This is a genomic window from Nocardia sp. BMG51109 (assembly GCF_000526215.1).
Lineage (GTDB): Bacteria > Actinomycetota > Actinomycetes > Mycobacteriales > Mycobacteriaceae > Nocardia.
Genome location: NZ_JAFQ01000004.1, coordinates 7,475,238 through 7,493,355, shown reverse-complemented (window position 1 = coordinate 7,493,355; position 18,118 = coordinate 7,475,238). Strand labels below are relative to the sequence as shown.

General features: G+C 69.9%; 13 protein-coding genes and 2 pseudogenes. 8 read left to right on the top strand and 7 right to left on the bottom strand.

The window, feature by feature from the left end:
- Positions 1 to 4: 4 nt before the first annotated feature.
- Complete coding sequence (locus tag D892_RS0135275) at positions 5 to 3,022, bottom strand: tetratricopeptide repeat protein (protein ID WP_198037070.1); 3,018 nt, start codon at positions 3,020 to 3,022, stop codon at positions 5 to 7.
- 202 nt (positions 3,023 to 3,224) lie between these two features.
- Here D892_RS0135275 and D892_RS44225 point away from each other — a divergent pair, with 202 nt between their 5' ends.
- Together D892_RS44225 and D892_RS0135265 are read left to right on the top strand one after the other, a co-directional pair.
- On the top strand, positions 3,225 to 4,361 hold the full coding sequence (locus D892_RS44225; RefSeq protein WP_024805769.1) for a TauD/TfdA family dioxygenase: 1,137 nt from the start codon (positions 3,225 to 3,227) through the stop codon (positions 4,359 to 4,361).
- Between the two features lie 54 nt (positions 4,362 to 4,415).
- Positions 4,416 to 5,516: a scyllo-inosamine-4-phosphate amidinotransferase gene (locus tag D892_RS0135265; RefSeq protein WP_024805768.1), complete on the top strand. Its 1,101-nt coding sequence runs from the start codon at positions 4,416 to 4,418 to the stop codon at positions 5,514 to 5,516.
- Here D892_RS0135265 and D892_RS0135260 read toward each other — a convergent pair.
- On the bottom strand, positions 5,476 to 6,960 hold the full coding sequence (locus tag D892_RS0135260; RefSeq protein WP_024805767.1) for a hypothetical protein: 1,485 nt from the start codon (positions 6,958 to 6,960) through the stop codon (positions 5,476 to 5,478). The genes D892_RS0135265 and D892_RS0135260 overlap by 41 nt on opposite strands.
- 311 nt (positions 6,961 to 7,271) lie before the next feature.
- On the opposite strand from D892_RS0135260, the gene D892_RS0135255 reads away from it, so the two are divergent.
- Both D892_RS0135255 and D892_RS45885 read left to right on the top strand, forming a co-directional pair.
- Positions 7,272 to 7,532 carry a hypothetical protein gene (locus tag D892_RS0135255; protein WP_024805766.1) on the top strand — a complete coding sequence of 87 codons (261 nt, stop codon included), beginning with the start codon at positions 7,272 to 7,274 and terminating at the stop codon, positions 7,530 to 7,532.
- A 20-nt stretch (positions 7,533 to 7,552) separates the two neighbouring features.
- Positions 7,553 to 7,711 carry a hypothetical protein gene (locus D892_RS45885; RefSeq protein ID WP_198037069.1) on the top strand — a complete coding sequence of 53 codons (159 nt, stop codon included), beginning with the start codon at positions 7,553 to 7,555 and terminating at the stop codon, positions 7,709 to 7,711.
- Here the strand turns inward: D892_RS45885 and ileS are convergent.
- Positions 7,689 to 10,868 carry an isoleucine--tRNA ligase gene (ileS, locus tag D892_RS0135245; RefSeq protein ID WP_024805765.1) on the bottom strand — a complete coding sequence of 1,060 codons (3,180 nt, stop codon included), beginning with the start codon at positions 10,866 to 10,868 and terminating at the stop codon, positions 7,689 to 7,691. The two genes, D892_RS45885 and ileS, sit on opposite strands and share 23 nt — an antisense overlap.
- Positions 10,869 to 11,376: 508 nt before the next feature.
- Between ileS and D892_RS0135240 the strand changes: the two genes are divergently transcribed.
- Positions 11,377 to 11,712 carry an Lsr2 family protein gene (locus D892_RS0135240; RefSeq protein ID WP_024805764.1) on the top strand — a complete coding sequence of 112 codons (336 nt, stop codon included), beginning with the start codon at positions 11,377 to 11,379 and terminating at the stop codon, positions 11,710 to 11,712.
- Positions 11,713 to 11,921: 209 nt separating this feature from the next.
- Here the strand turns inward: D892_RS0135240 and D892_RS49430 are convergent.
- Together D892_RS49430 and D892_RS49425 are read right to left on the bottom strand one after the other, a co-directional pair.
- Positions 11,922 to 12,311: pseudogene (locus D892_RS49430) on the bottom strand (SDR family NAD(P)-dependent oxidoreductase); the annotation flags it as partial.
- A gap of 26 nt (positions 12,312 to 12,337) precedes the next feature.
- A pseudogene (locus tag D892_RS49425) lies at positions 12,338 to 12,520 on the bottom strand (SDR family NAD(P)-dependent oxidoreductase); the annotation flags it as partial.
- A 68-nt stretch (positions 12,521 to 12,588) separates the two neighbouring features.
- Here D892_RS49425 and D892_RS0135235 point away from each other — a divergent pair.
- Entirely contained in the window at positions 12,589 to 13,215 is a 627-nt protein-coding gene (locus D892_RS0135235) for a TetR/AcrR family transcriptional regulator (protein ID WP_024805763.1), read from the top strand.
- Positions 13,216 to 13,272: 57 nt separating this feature from the next.
- On the top strand, positions 13,273 to 15,321 hold the full coding sequence (locus D892_RS0135230; protein ID WP_024805762.1) for a CocE/NonD family hydrolase: 2,049 nt from the start codon (positions 13,273 to 13,275) through the stop codon (positions 15,319 to 15,321).
- A 66-nt stretch (positions 15,322 to 15,387) separates the two neighbouring features.
- Here the strand turns inward: D892_RS0135230 and D892_RS0135225 are convergent, their stop codons facing one another.
- Positions 15,388 to 15,981, bottom strand: coding sequence for a DinB family protein (locus D892_RS0135225; protein WP_024805761.1), 594 nt, complete (start codon positions 15,979 to 15,981; stop codon positions 15,388 to 15,390).
- Between the two features lie 113 nt (positions 15,982 to 16,094).
- Positions 16,095 to 16,685, bottom strand: coding sequence for a TetR/AcrR family transcriptional regulator (locus D892_RS0135220; protein WP_024805760.1), 591 nt, complete (start codon positions 16,683 to 16,685; stop codon positions 16,095 to 16,097).
- A gap of 52 nt (positions 16,686 to 16,737) precedes the next feature.
- Between D892_RS0135220 and D892_RS42895 the strand changes: the two genes are divergently transcribed.
- Positions 16,738 to 18,114, top strand: coding sequence for an AarF/ABC1/UbiB kinase family protein (locus D892_RS42895; RefSeq protein ID WP_024805759.1), 1,377 nt, complete (start codon positions 16,738 to 16,740; stop codon positions 18,112 to 18,114).
- Positions 18,115 to 18,118: the final 4 nt, after the last annotated feature.

Below are 18,118 nucleotides of genomic sequence, written 5' to 3'. Positions count from 1 at the left end.
CCCCTCACCCGGGTGGCCGCTCGGCTTCCAGCATGGCGAGATATGCTGCGGCGGAATCGGTTTCGGGTGCGCCGATGCGCCGGTAGATCTCGACGGCTTCGCGCAGTTCCGCGATGCCGTCCCCCTCGTGATCCGTCGACCGGGCCCGGCAGCGTCCGATGCCCTCCAGCGCGCGGGCCTGGCCGAGCAGGCTCTCCAGCGCGCGGGCGATCCCGAGCGCCTCGGTGAACAGGGGCCACGCCACGGCGGGACCCTCGGTGTCGAGTTCCAGCCTTCCCCTGTCGAGGAGCACCTCGGCCGCACCGCGCCGGTTGCCGAGCCGGAGGAACAGCTCCTGTGCGCGGCGATAGAGGTCGGCGGCCTCGGTGGGAAAACCGGTGCGGGCGCGGACGGTGGCGAGGTTGGTCAGGACGTTCGCCTCGCTGAGCCGGTTGCCGAGCTGGTGATAGAGCGCCAGCGCCTGCTGGTGCAGGCCGACGGCTTCGGCGTAGAGGCCGGTGCGGGTGCGGACGATGCCGAGGTTGTTGAGCGCGCTGGCTTCGCCGAGTCGGTTGCCGAGTTGGTGGTAGAGGGCGAGGGCTTGGCGGTGGAGTTCGACGGCTTCGGCGTAGAGGCCGGTGCGGGTGCGGACGATGCCGAGGTTGTTGAGCGCGTTCGCTTCGCCGAGTCGGTTGCCGAGTTGGTGGTAGAGGGCGAGGGCTTGGCGGTGGAGTTCGACGGCTTCGGCGTAGAGGCCGGTGCGGGTGCGGACGATGCCGAGGTTGTTGAGCGCGTTCGCTTTACCGAGTCGGTTGCCGAGCTGGTGGTAGAGGGCCAGGGCGTGCCGGTGCAGGTCGACGGCCTCCAGGTAGTCCCCGATCTCCTCGCGCACATTGCCGATGTTGTTGAGCGCGTTGGCCTCCCCGAGCAGATCACCCAGCCGGTGGTAGAGGGTCAGTGCCTGCCGGTGCAGCTCCGCGGCCTCGGCGTAGTCCCCGGTCTCCTCGCGCACGTGGCCGATGTTGTTGAGCGCGTTGGCCTCTCCGAGCTGGTTGCCGAGCCGGCGATACAGGTCGAGCGCCATCTCGAATCGTTCGACGGCGGCGCTGTAGTTCCCGGCCCGCCAGTGCACGGCGCCGAGATTGTTGAGCGAGTCGGCCTCACCGAGCCGGTCGCCGAGCCGCTGCGCGGCGGTGACGGCGCGCTGGTGCAGTTGGCGCGCGAGCGGCCACGGTCCGTCGCTGTCCAGCAGCCCCGCCAGCAGGCCGGTCAGGGCGACCGTCCGGGCCGGGTCGCCGTCCGCCAGATCGTCGAGGCAGGCCAGCATGTTCTCCCGTTCCAGCCGCATCCATCCCAGGGCCTGAATCTCGGTGCCGAATCCCGTCGCCGATGTCCCCGCTGCCGAAGTCTCCGTCGCCGAAGTCTCCGCTGCCGGTATCTCCGCGGTCGACGGCTCGCCGGCGTTCGCGGCCGGATGCGACCAGCGCGCGAGCCGGCGATCGGCCGCGGCGGCGGTGTGCTGGTAGTAGTCCAGCAGCCGGTGCCGTGCCCGGATGCGGTCGTCGCCGGGTTCCGCGTCGACGAGGGCGCGGCTGTACTCGCGCAACAGGTCGTGCAGGCGGTAGCGGCGGGGGGCGGGCTCGTCGAGAAGGTGGTCGGTGTAGAGCGATTCGAGTTCGCGCCGGGCCGTCGCGACGTCGATATCGGCCAGCGCCGCGGCGGCGCCGGCGTCCAGGTCGGCGCCCGGATGCAGCCCCACGCGGCGGAACAGCAGCTGCTTCTGCGGCGACAGCTCGCGATAGGACAGCTCGAAAGCGGCACGCACGACCCGGGCGTCGGCATCCAGCTCGCCCAGCCGGTCGGTCGCGGCGCTGAACCGGTCGGCGAACTCGGCGATGGTCCAGGCCGGGTGGTGGGTCAGGCGGCCGGCCAGCAGCGTGATCGCCAGCGGCAGATACCCGCACGATCGCACGATCCGGGTGACGGCCGTGCGGTCCGCGTCGTCGTCGGTGCCGCGGTGGGCCAGGGTGGTGAACAGCTGTGCGGCATGCGCGGAGTCGAGGATGTTCAGCGGCAACGGCATCGCGTTGCCGAGGGCGATCAGCCGCCGGCGGCTGGTGACCAGGGTCAGGCATTCGGGGGAGGCGGGCAGCAGCGGCTCGATCTGGGCGGCGTCCCGCACATCGTCGAGCACCAGCAGCACCCGCTTGCCGGTCAGCCGGTCGCGCCACAGATCGCGCCGTCCCTCCAGGGTGTCGGGAATGTAGCGCATGTCGACGCCGAGGCCGATCAGCATGCCCGCCAGCACATCCGAGGGATCGGCCGCCGTGCGGCCGGGAGTGTGCGCGTGCAACTCGATGAAGTAGCGGCCGTCCGGGAAACGGTCGGACAGCAGGTGCGCGGCGCGCGTCGCCAAGGCGGTCTTACCGACACCGGGCATGCCGTCGATGGTGTAGATCGGTGCCGTGTCCTCGGTATCGGCGGTGGCCAGCAGATGGCCCAGTTCGGCGTCGCGGCCGATGAAGGTGTGCACGTCCTGGGGCAGTGCGGTCTTCACCGCGGGCGGCGGCCCGTCCGGCAGCTTGTCCCGGCTGTCCGGCGACTCGGGCTCGGTCGGCGGCGGGGATGTGGGCGCCGCGGATGTGGGCCGTGCGGATGTGGGCCGTGCGGATGTGGTTGCCGGCGGCGCCGGCTCCCGGAGCACCCGGTGCCGGGTTTCCAGCCAGGCCGACAGGTCTTCCTTGGGGACGTCGCAGCACCACAGGTAGATCTCGAGCCGGTTGTCGCTGCCCTGGGCGACCCGATTGCCTTCGAGCCGCCTGCCTTCGAGCCGTCGTCCCTTCTCCATGTCCTCGATGAGGTTCTTCGTCAGGTCGACGAATCTGGGCGGGCCGCCGTTCCTGCGGTCCATCGCCTTACGCTCGAGCGGCCGAATGGCGAGTCCCGCCGCTTCCCGGGCTCGCCGCAGGGCGCCGCCGAATTCTTCCGGCCCGGACACGGCCGCGAGATCTTCGCGGGTCACCGCTCGATTCGGAACTGTCACTGACTGCCTCCCCGCTCGTCGGCAACCCGGTCGCCGCCCGTCGACAATTGTCCGGCACCGTCGGCTCGATGTCCGCCGGACACCCGCGAAAGGCCATGAGCAGCGGGTGATTTGTCCGGTGCGATGTCGGACGCCGGAGCTGCCGGAGTGAGCTGTTCGCAGCGACCACGGAGGTCGCGATCGAATACGAAGGGCAGCCATCATGAATGCGGACAACGGGTCGACGAACTCGATTCGCGAATACGATTCCGTGGCCGCGGAAAACGAACTGCGCGGCCGCCGGGTAGGCGACGAAAAGGTGCGGCGCGGCGCCGAATTGCACGGCGCATCGGACGGCGAATTCTCCGGGCACTGCACCCGCCACCGGAAGGACTCGGCACGGCTGGCTCCCGACGAGGTGGTGACCGTGACCGAGCGGGCGGCCGCCGCTGTGTGGGCGGCGGCGTCGCGGGCGGCCCGGGGCACACGTGCGGGCCGGGATCCGGTCGACCTCGCCGCCGGCCTGATCCCCAGCCTGCCGCGGCGAATGGTCGTGGCGCTGCATCGTTTCCGGGCCGTGGGCTCGGAGCACAACGCGCTCCTGCTGCGGGGCGTCTGCCCGGATCTGACCGATCTGCCCGCCACCCCGGCCACCGTGACACCGGAGGAGCCGATGCCGGTCGTCGAGGCCGCCGCCCTGCTGCTGCTGGCGGTGTCGCTGCCCCTGGGCGAACCGTTCACGTTCCGGTCGCTGCACGGCGGCCGGCTGGTGCAGCATGTCACCCCGGTCCCGGGCCGGGAGGAGACACAGACCGGCGCCGGCAGCGTGGCGGCGCTGGAGTGGCACGTCGAGGACGGGTTCACCGACGACCGCTGCGACTACTTCGGCCTGCTGTGCCTGCGCGGCCATCCCGGAGCGGTCACCATGTTGGCGTCGGCGCGGGATCTGGATCTGGCCGTGGAGGCCGAAACCGTCTTGCGCGAGCCGAGATTCGTCATCGCCCCGGACGCCGCCCACCAGCTGACCCGGCATATCGACCTGCCCGCGGTCCCGGTATTGACCGGGCCCGCAACCGATCCGGAGATCTGTTTCGGCGAAGGCGACGTGCGGCCCGCGGATCCCGCGGATCTCCCGGCGGCCGCCGCGCTGACGGCGCTGACCGCCGCGCTGGACCGGGCGGCGATCGGCCACGAACTGCGGCCGGGCGATCTGCTGATCGCCGACAACCGGCGAACGGTGCACGGCCGCAGCATTTTCCAGCCGCGGTACGACGGCACCGACCGGTGGCTGCTGCGCGCGATGACCTGTTCCTCGATCCGGGCGCACCGCCGCCGCGGGGCGACCCGCGCGCTCGGCTGACCCGCCCGCCGGACACCTGCCCGCGAATCCTCCACTCCCGGAAAGGACAATCCCATGTCGTACCTGACCATTCCCCAGACCGCACCGGCGCCGCCCCGCGCCCCGCTTGCTCCGGCCCACTCGGACGACGAGTTCAGCCCGCTGCTCGACGTGGTGGTCGGCACGTCCGCCGGCGCGCGGATACCGCCGCTGGACCGTTCGGCGTGGCTGAATCTCTATCCCGAACTCGACGCCGCCGAACTGGCCCGCGTCGCCGTCGGCGGGTTCCCGCGCCGGGTCCTCGCGGAGGCCGCCGACGATCTCGACGGGCTCGCCGGCCTGCTGGAGGACCTCGGTGTGCGGGTGCATCGCCCGGCGCCGGTGGCGCACGACCGGACGTTCGGCACGCCGCACTGGCGCACCAGCGGCTTCTCCTCCTACTGCCCGCGCGATCTCGCGCTGATCGTGGGTTCCACCATCATCGCGACACCCAGCCCCGTGCGCGCCAGGCTGTTCGAGCTCGCCGGGCTGCGGGAGCTGTTCCAGCAGTGCATGCTGGGCGGTTCGGTGTGGATCGCGGCGCCGCCACCGCAGCTGCGGGACGAACTGTTCCCCGACGACGGCCGCGGGCGGGTCGCGCTGGGGGAGGCCGAACCGGTCTTCGACGCCGCGAATGTCCTGCGCTGCGGGCGCGACCTGTACTACCTGGTCTCGGCCAGCGGCAACGAACTCGGCCACCGCTGGTTGCAGACCACGCTGGCGGCCCTCGGCGACTACCGCGTGCACCCGATCCGCGGCGTCTATCCCTACACCCACATCGATTCCACGATCAGCCTGCTGCGGGAGGGCCTGGTGCTGCTGAATCCGGAGCGGATCCGCGACATCGACCGGTTGCCCGAACCGCTGCGGTCCTGGGAACACCTGTGGTGCCCGCCCATGGCCGCCTCGCCCTGCCGGTCCCGGTATCCGCTGTCGTCGCCGTGGGTCGGGATGAATCTGCTGATGGTGCGGCCCGATCTGGCGGTCGTCGACGGCGCGCAACGCGATCTCATCGCGGCACTGGAACGCCGCGGGATCGATGTGGCACCGCACACCCTGCGGCATGCGCGCGTGATGGGTGGCGGATTGCACTGCGTCACACTCGATCTGCGTCGCGACGGCCGCCGGGCACGATGAGCGGGCCGGGCCGGTGCGGTTCACCCGTGCCGGCCACGCGGGGGATTTCCCCGGGGGCGGAGGAGGATTCGAGGAGCTGGCGGATCTCGTCGGCCGAGCGGGGAGCCCGGCGGCCGACGTCGAGCGTGTGCAGGATCGTCCGCACCCGGTCCGGCACCTGCCCGGCCCGGAACTCGGCCGGCAGCTGCTGCCAGGTCGTCGTGATCGTGTGGCAGCCCAGTTCCAGCTCGCCGGCGTCGATCTGCGCGGCGGCCTCGTCGAGGTGCAGCAGCGCGTGCCCGACCCGATCATGCTGCGCGAGCGGGAATTCCAGCACCCGGGCGCGCAGCGGCACGGCGTGGGCGTGCGCGCCGACCAGCGCCAGCGCATTGGCCTGGTGCCAGCGCAGCAGGTACTCGCCGAGATGAAATCCGTCGGCGGCCGTTTCGCTCTCGGGAAGCGCCGCGAACAGGCGATCGGCAGTGCGGACGGCCTCGAGGGTCGCACGGCGGTGACCGAGCCGGGCCTGCACACCCGCCTCGGCGAGATGGCCCAGCACCGCCGCGGCCGCGGGCCGTCCGGCGCCGGCCGACTGCGCGGCCTGCGCGGCGGCCAGCCCGGACTTGTACTGTCCGTGGCAGGCGCAGGCGTCGCACGTCCACCCGGCCACCCATGCCTGGACGGTCGTGTCCTCGGCCAGGCGGGCCGCCCGGCGGGCGATGCCGAACCACTCGAATGTGTCTGCGGCACCGGCGATATCGCTGAGCCGGGTGGCGATGAGCCCGGCGTTCTTGGCGAACACCCGGTGCAGCCGGCGCCGGATATCCTCGGTCTGGGCGGTCAGCAGGCAGGCTTCGGTGCGGGCCAGATCGACCATGCGCGCGGGAATGAACTCCGCCGGGAGCGTGGTGTAGAGCTGATATCCGTTCTGCTCGGTGAGTTCCTCGAGCAGGCCGACATAGGCCGTCATCGCCCGCCCCCCGCCCGGCGGATCGAAATCCTCGACCGGTGAACCGGTTCCGGGTAATGCGGACATGAACATCGCGCCGGCCGCGGCGATACTCACGAAATGGCGTCGATCCATGGCGTCCTGCCACTCGTCTCGGGGATTCGAATCCGGCTCCGAGTAATCGTGTCCGAAGCCGAGCCGGTCCGGTCTGCTCCGGTACAGAAAGCACAGGGCATCCAGATAGCGAGGGGAGGGAACGTCCTGGCTCTGCTCCCACTGCGACATCCGCTGATGGCTCAGGCCCTCGCCGGGAGTCCCGCGCGCTGCCAGCACCTCCTTCACCGCCTCGACGGCCTCGACCAGCGTGTAACCGCGGGCGATACGGTGGCCCCGCAGCAGCGACATGCCGCAATGGCGATGCACCGCCAGCGCGGCCTCGTAATCGGAACCGTTCGCGTCCTTGATGTCCCGTGCGACGCGACGCGCACATCTGGCTGTGTGTGGAACGTTCGTCATGCGAACCACTTGTTCTCCCGGGGCCCCGCCCCGTCCGGTCACACTGGGAACTCAGCTTATCCCCGCGTTTCGGGGGTGTCGACGCCGTGACCGGCGTTTCCCGTGCCGCGTGCAGGACCGTGCCGCGGGCGGTGAACCGGGTCGCCCGCGCTCGGGGCCGGGGGTGTTTCGGAGACATGCTGCCGGAGTGCAGATTTCCGAGCACGCGTCGCGCGTGCGATGTCAGAAACGAGATCATCCGAATGAACACAAGGGCCTTTTCCGCCGGCCGCGGCTTCGACCCGGACCGGCTCGCAGCGGGGGGAGCCGGCATGAATACCGAACGTGATGTCGTTGTGCCGGTGCTGGTTCCGGACTTTTCCGGATTGGTGCCCCGTGCGGTCGTCGCCTTCTCCGTCCTGGTCGCCTTCGCGGTCCTGGCGATGATCGCCATCGTCACCCTGTTCCCGGGGGAGAACTACCACACGTCGCCCACAACCCGAGTGAGCACGACGCAGGTCCCGGAACAGGCCCCGGCGTGTTATCCGTTCGGCAATTGCACGCCCACCTCGGGTGCCACAGTGCCGGACTGAATCCGAGGGGCACCGGCCGGATGGCGGCCCACGCCTGGGATCTGCGCGGAGCCCAGGCGGTGGGCATGCGGACCGTCTACGTCCGGCGGCCCGTCGGTGATCCGCTGACGAGTTCGGACGTCTTCGATGGGCGGTTCGACGGGCTGGACGACCTGGTCACGGCGCTGACGGCGAGCTGACCGTTCGCTCGGCCTGCACCGTGCGCACGGTGATTTCGGTCCCGTCGCCGACCGACCCGGTGAAGCCGTCGGGCACCGCGTTCGTGAGAGTCGTGGCGACGGCCAGGGTTTCGTTCGCGATGAAGCCCGCGTGCGGTTCGATGGCCGTCAGCACGTCGTCCGGGGCGGCGATGGTCAGCGAGATCCGGTCGGACACCTTCAGCCCCGCGTCCCGGCGGGCGTTCTGCGCGACCCGCACGACATCGCGGGCGATGCCTTCGGCCGCGAGCTCCGGCGTGATCTCGATATCCAGCGCGATCGTGACACCCCGCTGCGATTCGACGACCCAGCCGCTGCGGGGGAGTTCCGAGACGATGACCTCGTCCGGGCCGAGGACGATATCGGTCCCCTCGAACTCGAGCACGGCGGATCCGTTGTCGCGCAACTGTTCCACCAGCCGCTCGGCGTCGGCGGCGCGCACGGCGTCGGCCACCGCCGGGGTGCGTCTACCGAATCGCTTGCCCAGCGCGCGGAAGTTCGCCTTGACGCCGACGTCTATCACGGCGGCCGCCGACCGCAGCGGCTCGAACCGCTTCACGTTGAGCTCGTCGGCCACCTCGGCCAGCAGATCCCGCGGAAGCTCCGCTCCGGGAGGCAGTCCCACGAAGGCGCGGGCGAGCGGCTGCCGGACGCGCACCTTGCCGGCCTTGCGCGCCGCGCGGCCGGCCTCCGCGAGCGCCTGTGCCGTCCGGACGTTCTCGGCTATCGCCGGATCGATCAATGTCGGGTCGGGAGCCGGCCATTCGGACAGGTGGACCGACTCCGGCGCGTGCGGGTCACCGCGCCGGACGACGTCCTGCCACACCCGCTCGGTGAGGAACGGAACGAACGGCGCCAGCAGCCGGGTGAGGACCTCGACGCAGGTGAACAACGTCGACAACGCGTCCTGGTCGGCGTCCCAGAAGCGCTGACGGGACCGCCGCACATACCAGTTCGACAGCGCGTCGACGAACTCCGACAGCAGCCGGCCCGCCCCGGCCGTGTCGTACGCCTCCAGCCGCGCATCGACCTCCCCGGCCAGCGCGTGCAGTTCACCGAGTATCCAGCGGTCCAGCACCGGGCGGTCGGCGGGCGCGGCGGTGTCGCCCGGATGCCAGTCGGAATTGCTCGCATAGAGGGCGAAGAAGGAGACCGTGCTCCAGTAGGTCATCAGCAGCCGCCGCGAGATCTCGTCCAGCGGACCGGGACCCACCCGCCGGGCCGCCCACGGCGACCCCGAACAGGCCATGAACCAGCGCAGCGCGTCCGCGCCGTGGGCGTCCATGAGCGGGATCGGCGCGAGGACGTTGCCGAGGTGCTTGCTCATCTTGCGGCCGTCCTCGGCGAGGATGTGCCCGAGACAGACGACGTTCTCGTAGGACGACCGGTCGAACACCAGCGTGCCGACCGCCATCAGGGTGTAGAACCAGCCGCGGGTCTGGTCGATGGCCTCGCAGATGTACTGCGCCGGACAGCTCCGCTCGAACGCCTCGACGCTGCCCGGCAGGTGCGGATATCCCAAGGCGGCGAACGGCATCGAGCCGGAGTCGTACCAGGCGTCGACGACCTCCGGCACGCGGGTGGCCGTCGTGGCGCAGTCGGGGCAGGCGAAGGTGATCGCGTCGATGTAGGGCCGGTGCGGGTCGATCCCGGAGACGTCGGTACCGGTCAGCCGGCCGAGTTCGGCACGGGACCCGACCGCGGTGACGTGCCCGTTCGCGCAGCGCCACAACGGGAGTGGCGTTCCCCAGTACCGGCTGCGCGAGACCGCCCAGTCGATGTTGTTGTCGAGCCAGTTGCCGTACCGGCCGTGCTTGACGGTCTCGGGGAACCAGTTCGTCCGCTCGTTCTCGCGGTGCAGGGCGTCGCGGACGGCGGTCGTGCGGATGTACCAGGACGGCTGGGCGTAGTACATCAGCGGGGTGTGGCACCGCCAGCAGTGCGGGTAGCTGTGCTCGAAATCGGTGCGCCGCAACAGCAATCCGCGCTCGTCCAGCTCCTCGATCAGCACCGGATCGGCATCCTTGAAGAACAGGCCGCCGATCAGCCGGAGGCCGCCGCGGAACCGCCCGTCGGGTTCGATCGGATTGACCAGCGGCAGCCCGTTCTCCCGGGACACCGCGAGGTCGTCGGCGCCGAAGGCCGGGGCCTGATGTACCAGGCCGGTGCCGTCGGCGGTGGTGACGTAGTCCGCCGGGACGATCCGGTGCGCGTCCGGGATATCGACCAGGTCGAACGCCGGACGGTAGGGGAGTCCGGCGAGTTCCGCGCCGGCGACGGTGGCCAGCCGCTCGACCTCGTCGCCGAGCACCGTGGTCACCAGCGGTTCGGCGAGCAGGAACGTGCCGGCCGCGGTCCGCGCGACGACGTAGTCCACCGTGGGATTGGCGGCGACGGCCGTATTCGCGGGCAGGGTCCACGGAGTGGTGGTCCAGATCAGCAGCTCGACGCCGTCGACGCCGGCGACCGGTCGTAGCACCGGCAGCCGCACGTACACCGACGGGTCGGTCACCGTCTCGTAGCCCTGCGCCAGCTCGTGATCGGAAAGCGTTGTGCCGCACCGGGGACAGTACGGGGCGACCCGGAAGTCCTCGGTCAGCAGGCCGCGGTCGAACACCTCCTTCAGCGACCACCACACGCTGTCGATGTATTCCGGCGACATGGTGGTGTACGGGTGGTCGAGATCGATCCAGTAGCCCATCCGCTGGGTCAGCTGTTCGAACTCCCCGACATGGCGCATGACCGACTCGCGGCAGCGGGAATTGAACTCGGCCACACCGAATTCCTCGATCGCCGGCTTGCCGTCCAGGCCCAGTTCCTTCTCGACCGCGAGCTCGACGGGCAGGCCGTGGCAGTCCCAACCGGCCTGGCGCGCAACAGAATACCCCTTCATCGTCTTGTACCGCGGGAAGACGTCCTTGAAGACCCGCGCCTCGACGTGATGAACACCCGGTGACCCGTTGGCGGTCGGCGGGCCCTCGTAGAAGCCCCACCTCGGGCCGCCCGCGGTGCGTTCGAGGCTGCGCGCGAAGATGTTCCGCTCGCGCCACCACTCGATGATCCCCGCCTCGCTCGCGGGGAGATCGATCCGCACCGGAAGGGTGCGGAAAGGTGAGACGGGCCGATCTTCGCTGCTCATGATTCGACTCCCAAGGTCGGTACTCGCACAGGTCCGTGGTGTATCCCGTGCGGGGACGAGCCCCCGGGCGCCGAGCCCGAGAAACCCGCGGTACCACCCCGCTTGCACACCTGTCGTGTGCCACTCGTCGAGCCGCTGTAACGTGCGACGAACGTCCGGTTCTACTGGGAGACCCGCGAGTCCCCGTTCTTCCGGAAGCTCCCCGGTGATTGCCGGATCAGCGCCTGTGCCCGAAGAATAACAGGGATCGAGTATCCGGCTCCGCACACCCGCAGCGGATCGCCCGGGCCTGAGCCCGACCGGCGCGTTCCGGGGCCCGTAGGTGTCCAGAACTCCTGTGTGCCATTCGATCACAGCGTTCCCGTTCGCCGGTAGACGATAGCGGTCCCGGAAATCGTGCCTATCTCATCGCCGAATCCGTGTGCGTCGCATTTGTCTGTGAATCCGGTGAATGCTTACCATTTGTTCACCGACCACGAGCAGTAATCAGACCGAGAGGGACCTGTCAATGGCGAAGAAGGTTACGGTCACACTCGTCGACGACTACGACGGAAAGTCCTCGGCGGACGAAACCGTGCAATTTTCGATCGATGGCCGGAACTACGAGATCGACCTATCGGTGAAGAACGCCGGTAAACTGCGCGAATTGCTCGAGCCCTGGACCGCGAATGCCCGCAAGCTCGGCCGCGCCGGCCGCAAGGGCGGTACCCGCACGCGGTCCGCGGCCAACTCCGAACAGACGGCGGCGATCCGCGAATGGGCGCGGGCGCAGGGATACGAGGTATCCAGCCGCGGCCGCATCCCGGCCGAAATCGCCCAGGCATACCAGAAGCGGAAGAAGTAGGCGCCGCGCCCGCCTGCGATGGGCCCACGACCGTGTGCAGTCGGGCGCGGGGGCGGAGGGACAGGCCGCCGGTGGCGTCGAGTATGTGACCGGTGATCCAGCGGGCGTCGCCGGGGACGAGGAGGGCCACGGCATCGGCGACGTCGGCGGGCCCGGCCGAGCGCGGTCGCGGCGGCGGCGCCCGCACGGGCCTGCGGGTCGCTGTCGACCCACGACATCATGTCGGTCGCGGTGATGCCCGGTTTCACGGTGTCGACCGTGATCTCCCGGCCGCCGAGTTCCTGCGCGAGGGTACGGCCCAGGGCATCGATCGCGCCCTCGGTCATGACATAGGGCATCTCGGGCGGCGCGGTTTGCGTAACCGGCGACGAGATATCGACGATCCGGCCACCGCGCCGCAGTAGCGGAAGTGCCGCCCATTGAACGATGAAGAACGGCGCACGGACGTTGACGGCGAAGACCCGCTCGAATTCGGCCGGTGTCGTGCCGGCCGGCGAGCGGGGCCCGATGATTGCCGCACTATTGACCAGGATGTCGAGGCCGGTGGTCGAGAGACGTTCGCGCAGCCGGTTTTCCAGACTCTCGAACAATGTGTCCACGTCCCGTCGACGCCGAGTTCGGCACGCACGGCGAAGGCGCGCCCGCCGTCCCGCTCGATGGCCGTCACGGTCTGCGCCGCCGCGGATTCGTTGCTCCCGCAGTGCACCGCGACCGTGGCTCCGTCGGCGGCGAGCCGTTGCGCGATCGCCCGCCCGATGACCCGCGAACCGCCGGTGACCAGTGCTGTCCTTCCAGTGGGATCGGCCATGCGGCCAGGGTACCGAGACCGGTCGTGCGGGCCCGGGTCGCGGCGGGCGGCCGGAATACGATCGGTTCGTGGATCAACGGATGTCGTCCGGGCCGCTGCCGCGGGGCGTGCACCGGCTGTCGCGGGAAGAGGTGGCCGCCTCGCAGCGGGGCCGGCTGATGCTGGCGATGGCCGAGGTGGTGGTCGAGAAAGGGTATGCCGCAACGACTGTCGCCGATGCGCTGAAGCGGGCACGGGTGTCCCGGCTGTCGTTCTACGAGCACTTCGCGAACAAGGAGGCGTGCGTCGTCGCGGCATACGACCTGGTCGCGGGCGAGGTGGCGGTGCGGATCGGTGCCGCGCTGTCGGCCGGGGGCGACCCGATGGAGCGGGTCGAGCGTGCGCTCGACGCGTACCTGGAGGCGCTGGCCGACGAACCCGCCCTGGCCCGCCTGTTTCTGGTCGATTCGTACGCGGCCGGTCCCGAGCTGTCGCGGCGGCGCGCGGCCGTGCATCGCGCGAGTGCGGAGTTGATGGCGGACCGTCTCGGCGCGTCGACGGCGGGCCAGCGGCTGGCATGCGAAGCCTTCGTCGGCGCGGTGGTGTCGCTGGTGACCACCCGCATCGTGGCCGGTGATCTCGGTGCGGTCCGAGAGCTTCGCGGGCAGGTCATGCAGCTCGTCCGGCCGGTCTGGGAGTCTTTTCCCGAATTGTAGACGCAAATGTTTATTTAGCGTTACGGTGGCCGGCATCCGATCTCGGTAAGGACTGTGATGAAGGCCCTCACACGCTGCGCCCCGCTCCTCGTTGCCACCGCCGTCGCGCTGACGATGCCGACCGCGCTCGGTCCGGTCGCGGGAGGTGATCCGATGGTGGCTTCGCCGCTGCCCGCCGACGGCGGCGATCGGGGTGCCCGGTGGACGGCCGCGCACGACGAACCCCCGCGGTACCCGGGCGTGCACACCGACTGGGACGTTCCGATCACGATGAGCGACGGAACGGTGTTGAAGGCCAACGTCTATCGGCCGACCGATGCCTCCGGCCGCGTCGTCGAGGATCCGATGCCGGCGATTCTCACCATGACGCCGTACACGAAACTGCTGTGGATGGTCCTCGACTCGGTGCAGTCGGTGCCGGGCGTCTCGCGGCCCCTGCTGGACTGGCTGGGCAGTCTCGATGCCCGGGGGACCGGCCTGGAAGGCGTCACGGATCTCACCCGTGCGCTGTCCGGTGGCGGCGTCCGGACCCTCGGCATCGACCCCGCACTGGTACGCGGCGGTTACACCCAGGTCGTCGTCGACGTGCGCGGAACCGGCTTCTCCCAAGGGATTTGGCAGGTGTTCGGCGCCCGGGAGCGGCGGGACGACAGCGAGGTGATCGACTGGATCAGCCGGCAACCGTGGAACGACGGCAAGGTCGGCATGAGCGGCGTGTCCTACTCGGCCATCAACCAGTTCCATGCTGCCGAAGCCGATCCGCCGGCGTTGCGGGCCATCTTCCCGATCGAGGGCGGCACCGATCTGATGCGCGGCTACGCCGCCCAGGGCGGCGCGCTGGGCCCGGTGATACCCGGACTGCCCCTCATCGTGAACGTGCTGAAGTTCGTCCCCGACCTGCGGTCGATCCTGCGCGGCCGGTTCGACACGCGATGGCTGGCCGACCGGCTGGCCGATCCGATGGCCTTCGAGGACTACACGATTGCGCTGCTCACCACCCCCTCGATGGATCAGCTGCCGCCGCGGGTGCGGCAGACCTTCGAGGCCGCCAGCCCGTTCCGCCGGGACTGGACCGACGATCTGGGTGCGATCCGGGCACCTACGTTCATCGTCGGCGGCTGGCACGACGTCTGGAACATGTCGGAACCACGCGAGTACAACGGGCTGAAACTTCCTGCGGGACAGAAGAAGCTGCTGATGGGCGATACCTACCATGTCAATCCCGGCGCGGGGTTCGGCCGGCCGGGCGCCCCGCCGCGACTGGATGTTCTGCAGCGGGCGTGGTTCGACAAGTGGCTCAAGGGAATCGACAACGGCATCGACGAGTACGGCCCGGTGGTCACCCAGGAGCAGGGCGGAACCTGGAGCACCGCAACGGCATTCCCGCGACCCGGGGTCACGCACCGGCGGATGTATCTTTCCGCCGCCGCGAGCGGCACCACCGGCGGCAGCGTGCACGACGGCAGCCTGACCTTCACCGTGCCCGCCGGCGCCGCGCGGCTCACGGTGGCGCCGGGCGTGCTGAGCATCTGTTCCCGCGACACCGCCGAAACGTCGATGGGCGTCACCTCGATTCTGGTGGGCTGCACGACCGATGCCCGCCCGCAGGAGCTCAACGGCCTCACCTTCACCAGCACCCCGGTCACCGAACCCACTCTCCTGTCGGGGCCGATCAACCTGCACCTCAACACCGTGCTGGACGCTGCCGACGGTTACTGGACCGCGACGGTCAACGACGTCGCCCCCGACGGCCGGTCGACCATGCTCACCACCGGCCAGCTCGTCGCGTCACTGCGGGCGGTCGACGACGGCGGCACCGAACGCTCGGCGGCCGGCGATATCGTCGCGCCGTACTACACACTCGACCTCGGCACCCGACAGCCGATCGTCCCCGGCCGACCCACCACGCTCGACATCGGGCTCAACGCCACCGAGGCGGTCCTGCAACCGGGCCATCATCTCCGCGTCGATGTCTTCGCGTCGAATTTCCCCAAAGGCACACCGCCACTGGCCTTCCTGATCGACAGCGGCCTGAAACCCCAGCACGTCCAACTCGACCCCGCCGCGCCCAGCTACGTCACGGTGCCGCTCGATCGCGCCTGGTAGGACGTGCCCGCCGGTCGGCTACCCGGCGCCGGGCTTCCGCCGGTGCCGTCTTATCGGTGAGATCGGTCATGGGGCCGGAGGGCCGAGACCGGCCGTCCCCGGCGGTCGCTCCGGATCCCATTGCCGATGCCGCACATACAGGTCGCGCAGCAGGGCGATCTCGGCTCCGTGATGTATCACCTCACGATTGACATGCAGCACGACCGCCGCCACGGGGCGGTCGGTGAAGGGGCCCGAATCCGGTTCGCACCGGCGTGCAAGTTCGGTTGCCGTGGCCGCACGGATACCGGAGGACCAGGTGTCGTAGGCGCGGTCGAGCTGGTCGAGCGCAGCCGCTGCGGTGCCGGCGTAGACGTGGGTGTCGTAGTCGATCGGTGGCCCACCGAGATACAGTTCGGCGCGTTTGGCGAGAACATGCACGGTGATGTGGGCCAGCCGCCAGGCGATGGTGGTGACCGGCGTCGGGGTGGGGGCGGCGGCGTAGTCGACCGTGAAGCGCCCACCGCCCCTTTCGTTCTCGGTGCGGCTCGGGCGCACGGTCCAGCAGCCGGGTACCGGCTCCCAGAAGTACTCCTCGTCGGTCAGGTCGACCAGCCTGGGGCGCAACCGCTTTCGCCAGTGCCAGTCCAGTTGGTCGCCGATTTCGCGCACCCAGTCGATGTCCACATGTTCCCCCGTGCTGCCGCGGCTCGATGCCGGCCGGGCCCGGTGAGCCCGGGCGCCGCCGAATGGCCCATTGTGCCATCGCCCGACGGCCCGCTCGGCGGGGCCGGCTATTCGGCGAGGGCGCCGAGCATCATGGTGACCCAGGTCCGGACGAATGTCTCGTCGTCGACGGCGGTCGGGTCGGCGCCGAAGACCGTCGGCATCAGCCGCGACGACAGCAGCGCCCCGAGGCCCACCGCCGTGACCGCCGCCGCCCGTTCCGGCGTGATGTCCGCCTCGCGTTCGAGCCAGCGGGCGAAGCCCGAAAAGCTTTTCTGCACAAGCTGTTCGCGTACTCGCTCCATCAGGCGCGGGCGGGTGCGCGCCTCGCTGGCCATGATGCGGATGAGTGGCTGCTCGTTGTCGAGTTCGGTGAGCACGTACCGGGCGACGATGGTGAGTTCGGCGCGCAGGTCGCCGAGGTCCGTCATCAGGCGGCCGATGTCGCGCAGCGCGGTGAGCCGTTCCAGGTTGCGGGCGATGCCGGCCTCGAGCAAGGCCTCCTTCGTCCGGAAATGATGGTAGATGCCGCCCGCGCCCGGCGTGAGGCCCGCGGCGGTCTCGATCTGCGTGATGCTCGTGCCGCGAAAGCCGTTCTCGCTGAACAGTTCCATCGCGGCGTCGAGGATTCGATCTCGGGTGGGGGTTGACGCGGTCACCTCCTAAGTGAACACTGAGGAAAGCAAAGCGTCAACTGATCGGAGTGGGTCGATGGGGGAGCGGGACAGGAAACGAGCGATGCGCCGCGGCCGGGTGGCCCGGTCAGTGCCGCTGGCCGGAATGGTGGGGAGGACAGCGGGAGCGGCGGTCGTGCAGTCGCTGCGCCGGCGCACGAGGGGTGCCGGCGCGGCGGAATTCCATGAGCGGCAGGCGGATCGGTACGCCGAACATCTCGGCAACTCTCGCGGCGTGCTGATGAAGGCGGGACAGATCCTGTCGTTCACGTCGCTCGGCGGCCTCCTCGGTGACGAGAACCAGGACATCTACCGGCGCGCGCTGGCCCGCCTGCAGGACGGCGCGCCGCCGATGCCGGCCGATGTCGCCGCCGCCGTGGTCGAATCCGAACTCGGTGCGCCACCGGAGGAGGTGTTCGCCGAATTCGGGCCCGAGCCCATTGCGGCCGCGTCGATCGGCCAGGTGCACGCGGCGACGATGCACGACGGGCGCCGGGTGGCGGTGAAGGTGCAATATCCGGGAGTGGACGAGGCGATTCGGGCCGACCTCGCGAATACCGAACTGCTGGCCACCTTCTTCCAACTGGCCCGCGGAGTGCTGCCCGGCCTCACCAATGTCGACCTGAAGGCGCTGGCCGCCGAGGTCGGCGTGCGTATCGGCGAGGAGATCGACTATCGCGTGGAGGCGGCCAATCAGACGGCGTTCGCCGAGGCCTATCGCGATCATCCGCTGATCCGAATTCCGGAGGTGGTCCCGGAGCTGTCCACGGGCCGCGTCCTGACGATGGACTTCGCGGACGGCCGGCGATTCGCCGATGCGGTGTCCGCGCCGGCCGCGTTGCGCGACAGCTGGGGCGAGGCGATCTACGAGTTCGCCATCGGCAGCCTGTACACGGTCGGCCTGTTCAATGCCGACCCGCATCCGGGCAACTATCTGTTCCACGACGACGGCACCGTCACATTTCTCGACTTCGGCACCGTGCGCCGATTCACGCCGGACCAGGTCGAGGTGATCCACACGATGGGCGACGCGGTCTACAGCGGCGATCCGGCGAGGATCATCGACGCGATGGCGTCGATGGGAATACGAAGTGGCGGAGAGTATTCCGAGCAGCAGATCATGGACTGGTTCCTGATCGGATGGGAGAACAGCACCGGTCCGCAGCCGTTCACGTTCACCGAGTCGTATGCGGCCGAAGTGGTGCGACGCAAGTTCGCCTTCGTCGGGGCGAACGGGGGTGTGCTGCGTTCGATGTCCATCGATCCCGACTACCTGATGCTGATCCGGGTCGATCTGGGCGTCACGTCCGTGCTCGGCACGCTCGGATCCACCGCCGATTGGCGTGCGCTCGAACAGAACTGGACGCCGGCGGTCGCGCCCGTCCGGCAAGATACCGGTTTCCCGGGGGAGTGAAGTC

Coding starts and splice junctions, on each gene's coding strand:
- D892_RS44225 (WP_024805769.1), top strand. CDS start 3,225: ATGAATGCGGACAACGGGTCGACGAACTCGATTCGCGAATACGATTCC.
- D892_RS0135265 (WP_024805768.1), top strand. CDS start 4,416: ATGTCGTACCTGACCATTCCCCAGACCGCACCGGCGCCGCCCCGCGCC.
- D892_RS0135260 (WP_024805767.1), bottom strand. CDS start 6,960: ATGACGAACGTTCCACACACAGCCAGATGTGCGCGTCGCGTCGCACGG.
- D892_RS0135255 (WP_024805766.1), top strand. CDS start 7,272: ATGAATACCGAACGTGATGTCGTTGTGCCGGTGCTGGTTCCGGACTTT.
- D892_RS45885 (WP_198037069.1), top strand. CDS start 7,553: ATGGCGGCCCACGCCTGGGATCTGCGCGGAGCCCAGGCGGTGGGCATG.
- ileS (WP_024805765.1), bottom strand. CDS start 10,868: ATGAGCAGCGAAGATCGGCCCGTCTCACCTTTCCGCACCCTTCCGGTG.
- D892_RS0135240 (WP_024805764.1), top strand. CDS start 11,377: ATGGCGAAGAAGGTTACGGTCACACTCGTCGACGACTACGACGGAAAG.
- D892_RS0135230 (WP_024805762.1), top strand. CDS start 13,273: ATGAAGGCCCTCACACGCTGCGCCCCGCTCCTCGTTGCCACCGCCGTC.
- D892_RS42895 (WP_024805759.1), top strand. CDS start 16,738: ATGGGGGAGCGGGACAGGAAACGAGCGATGCGCCGCGGCCGGGTGGCC.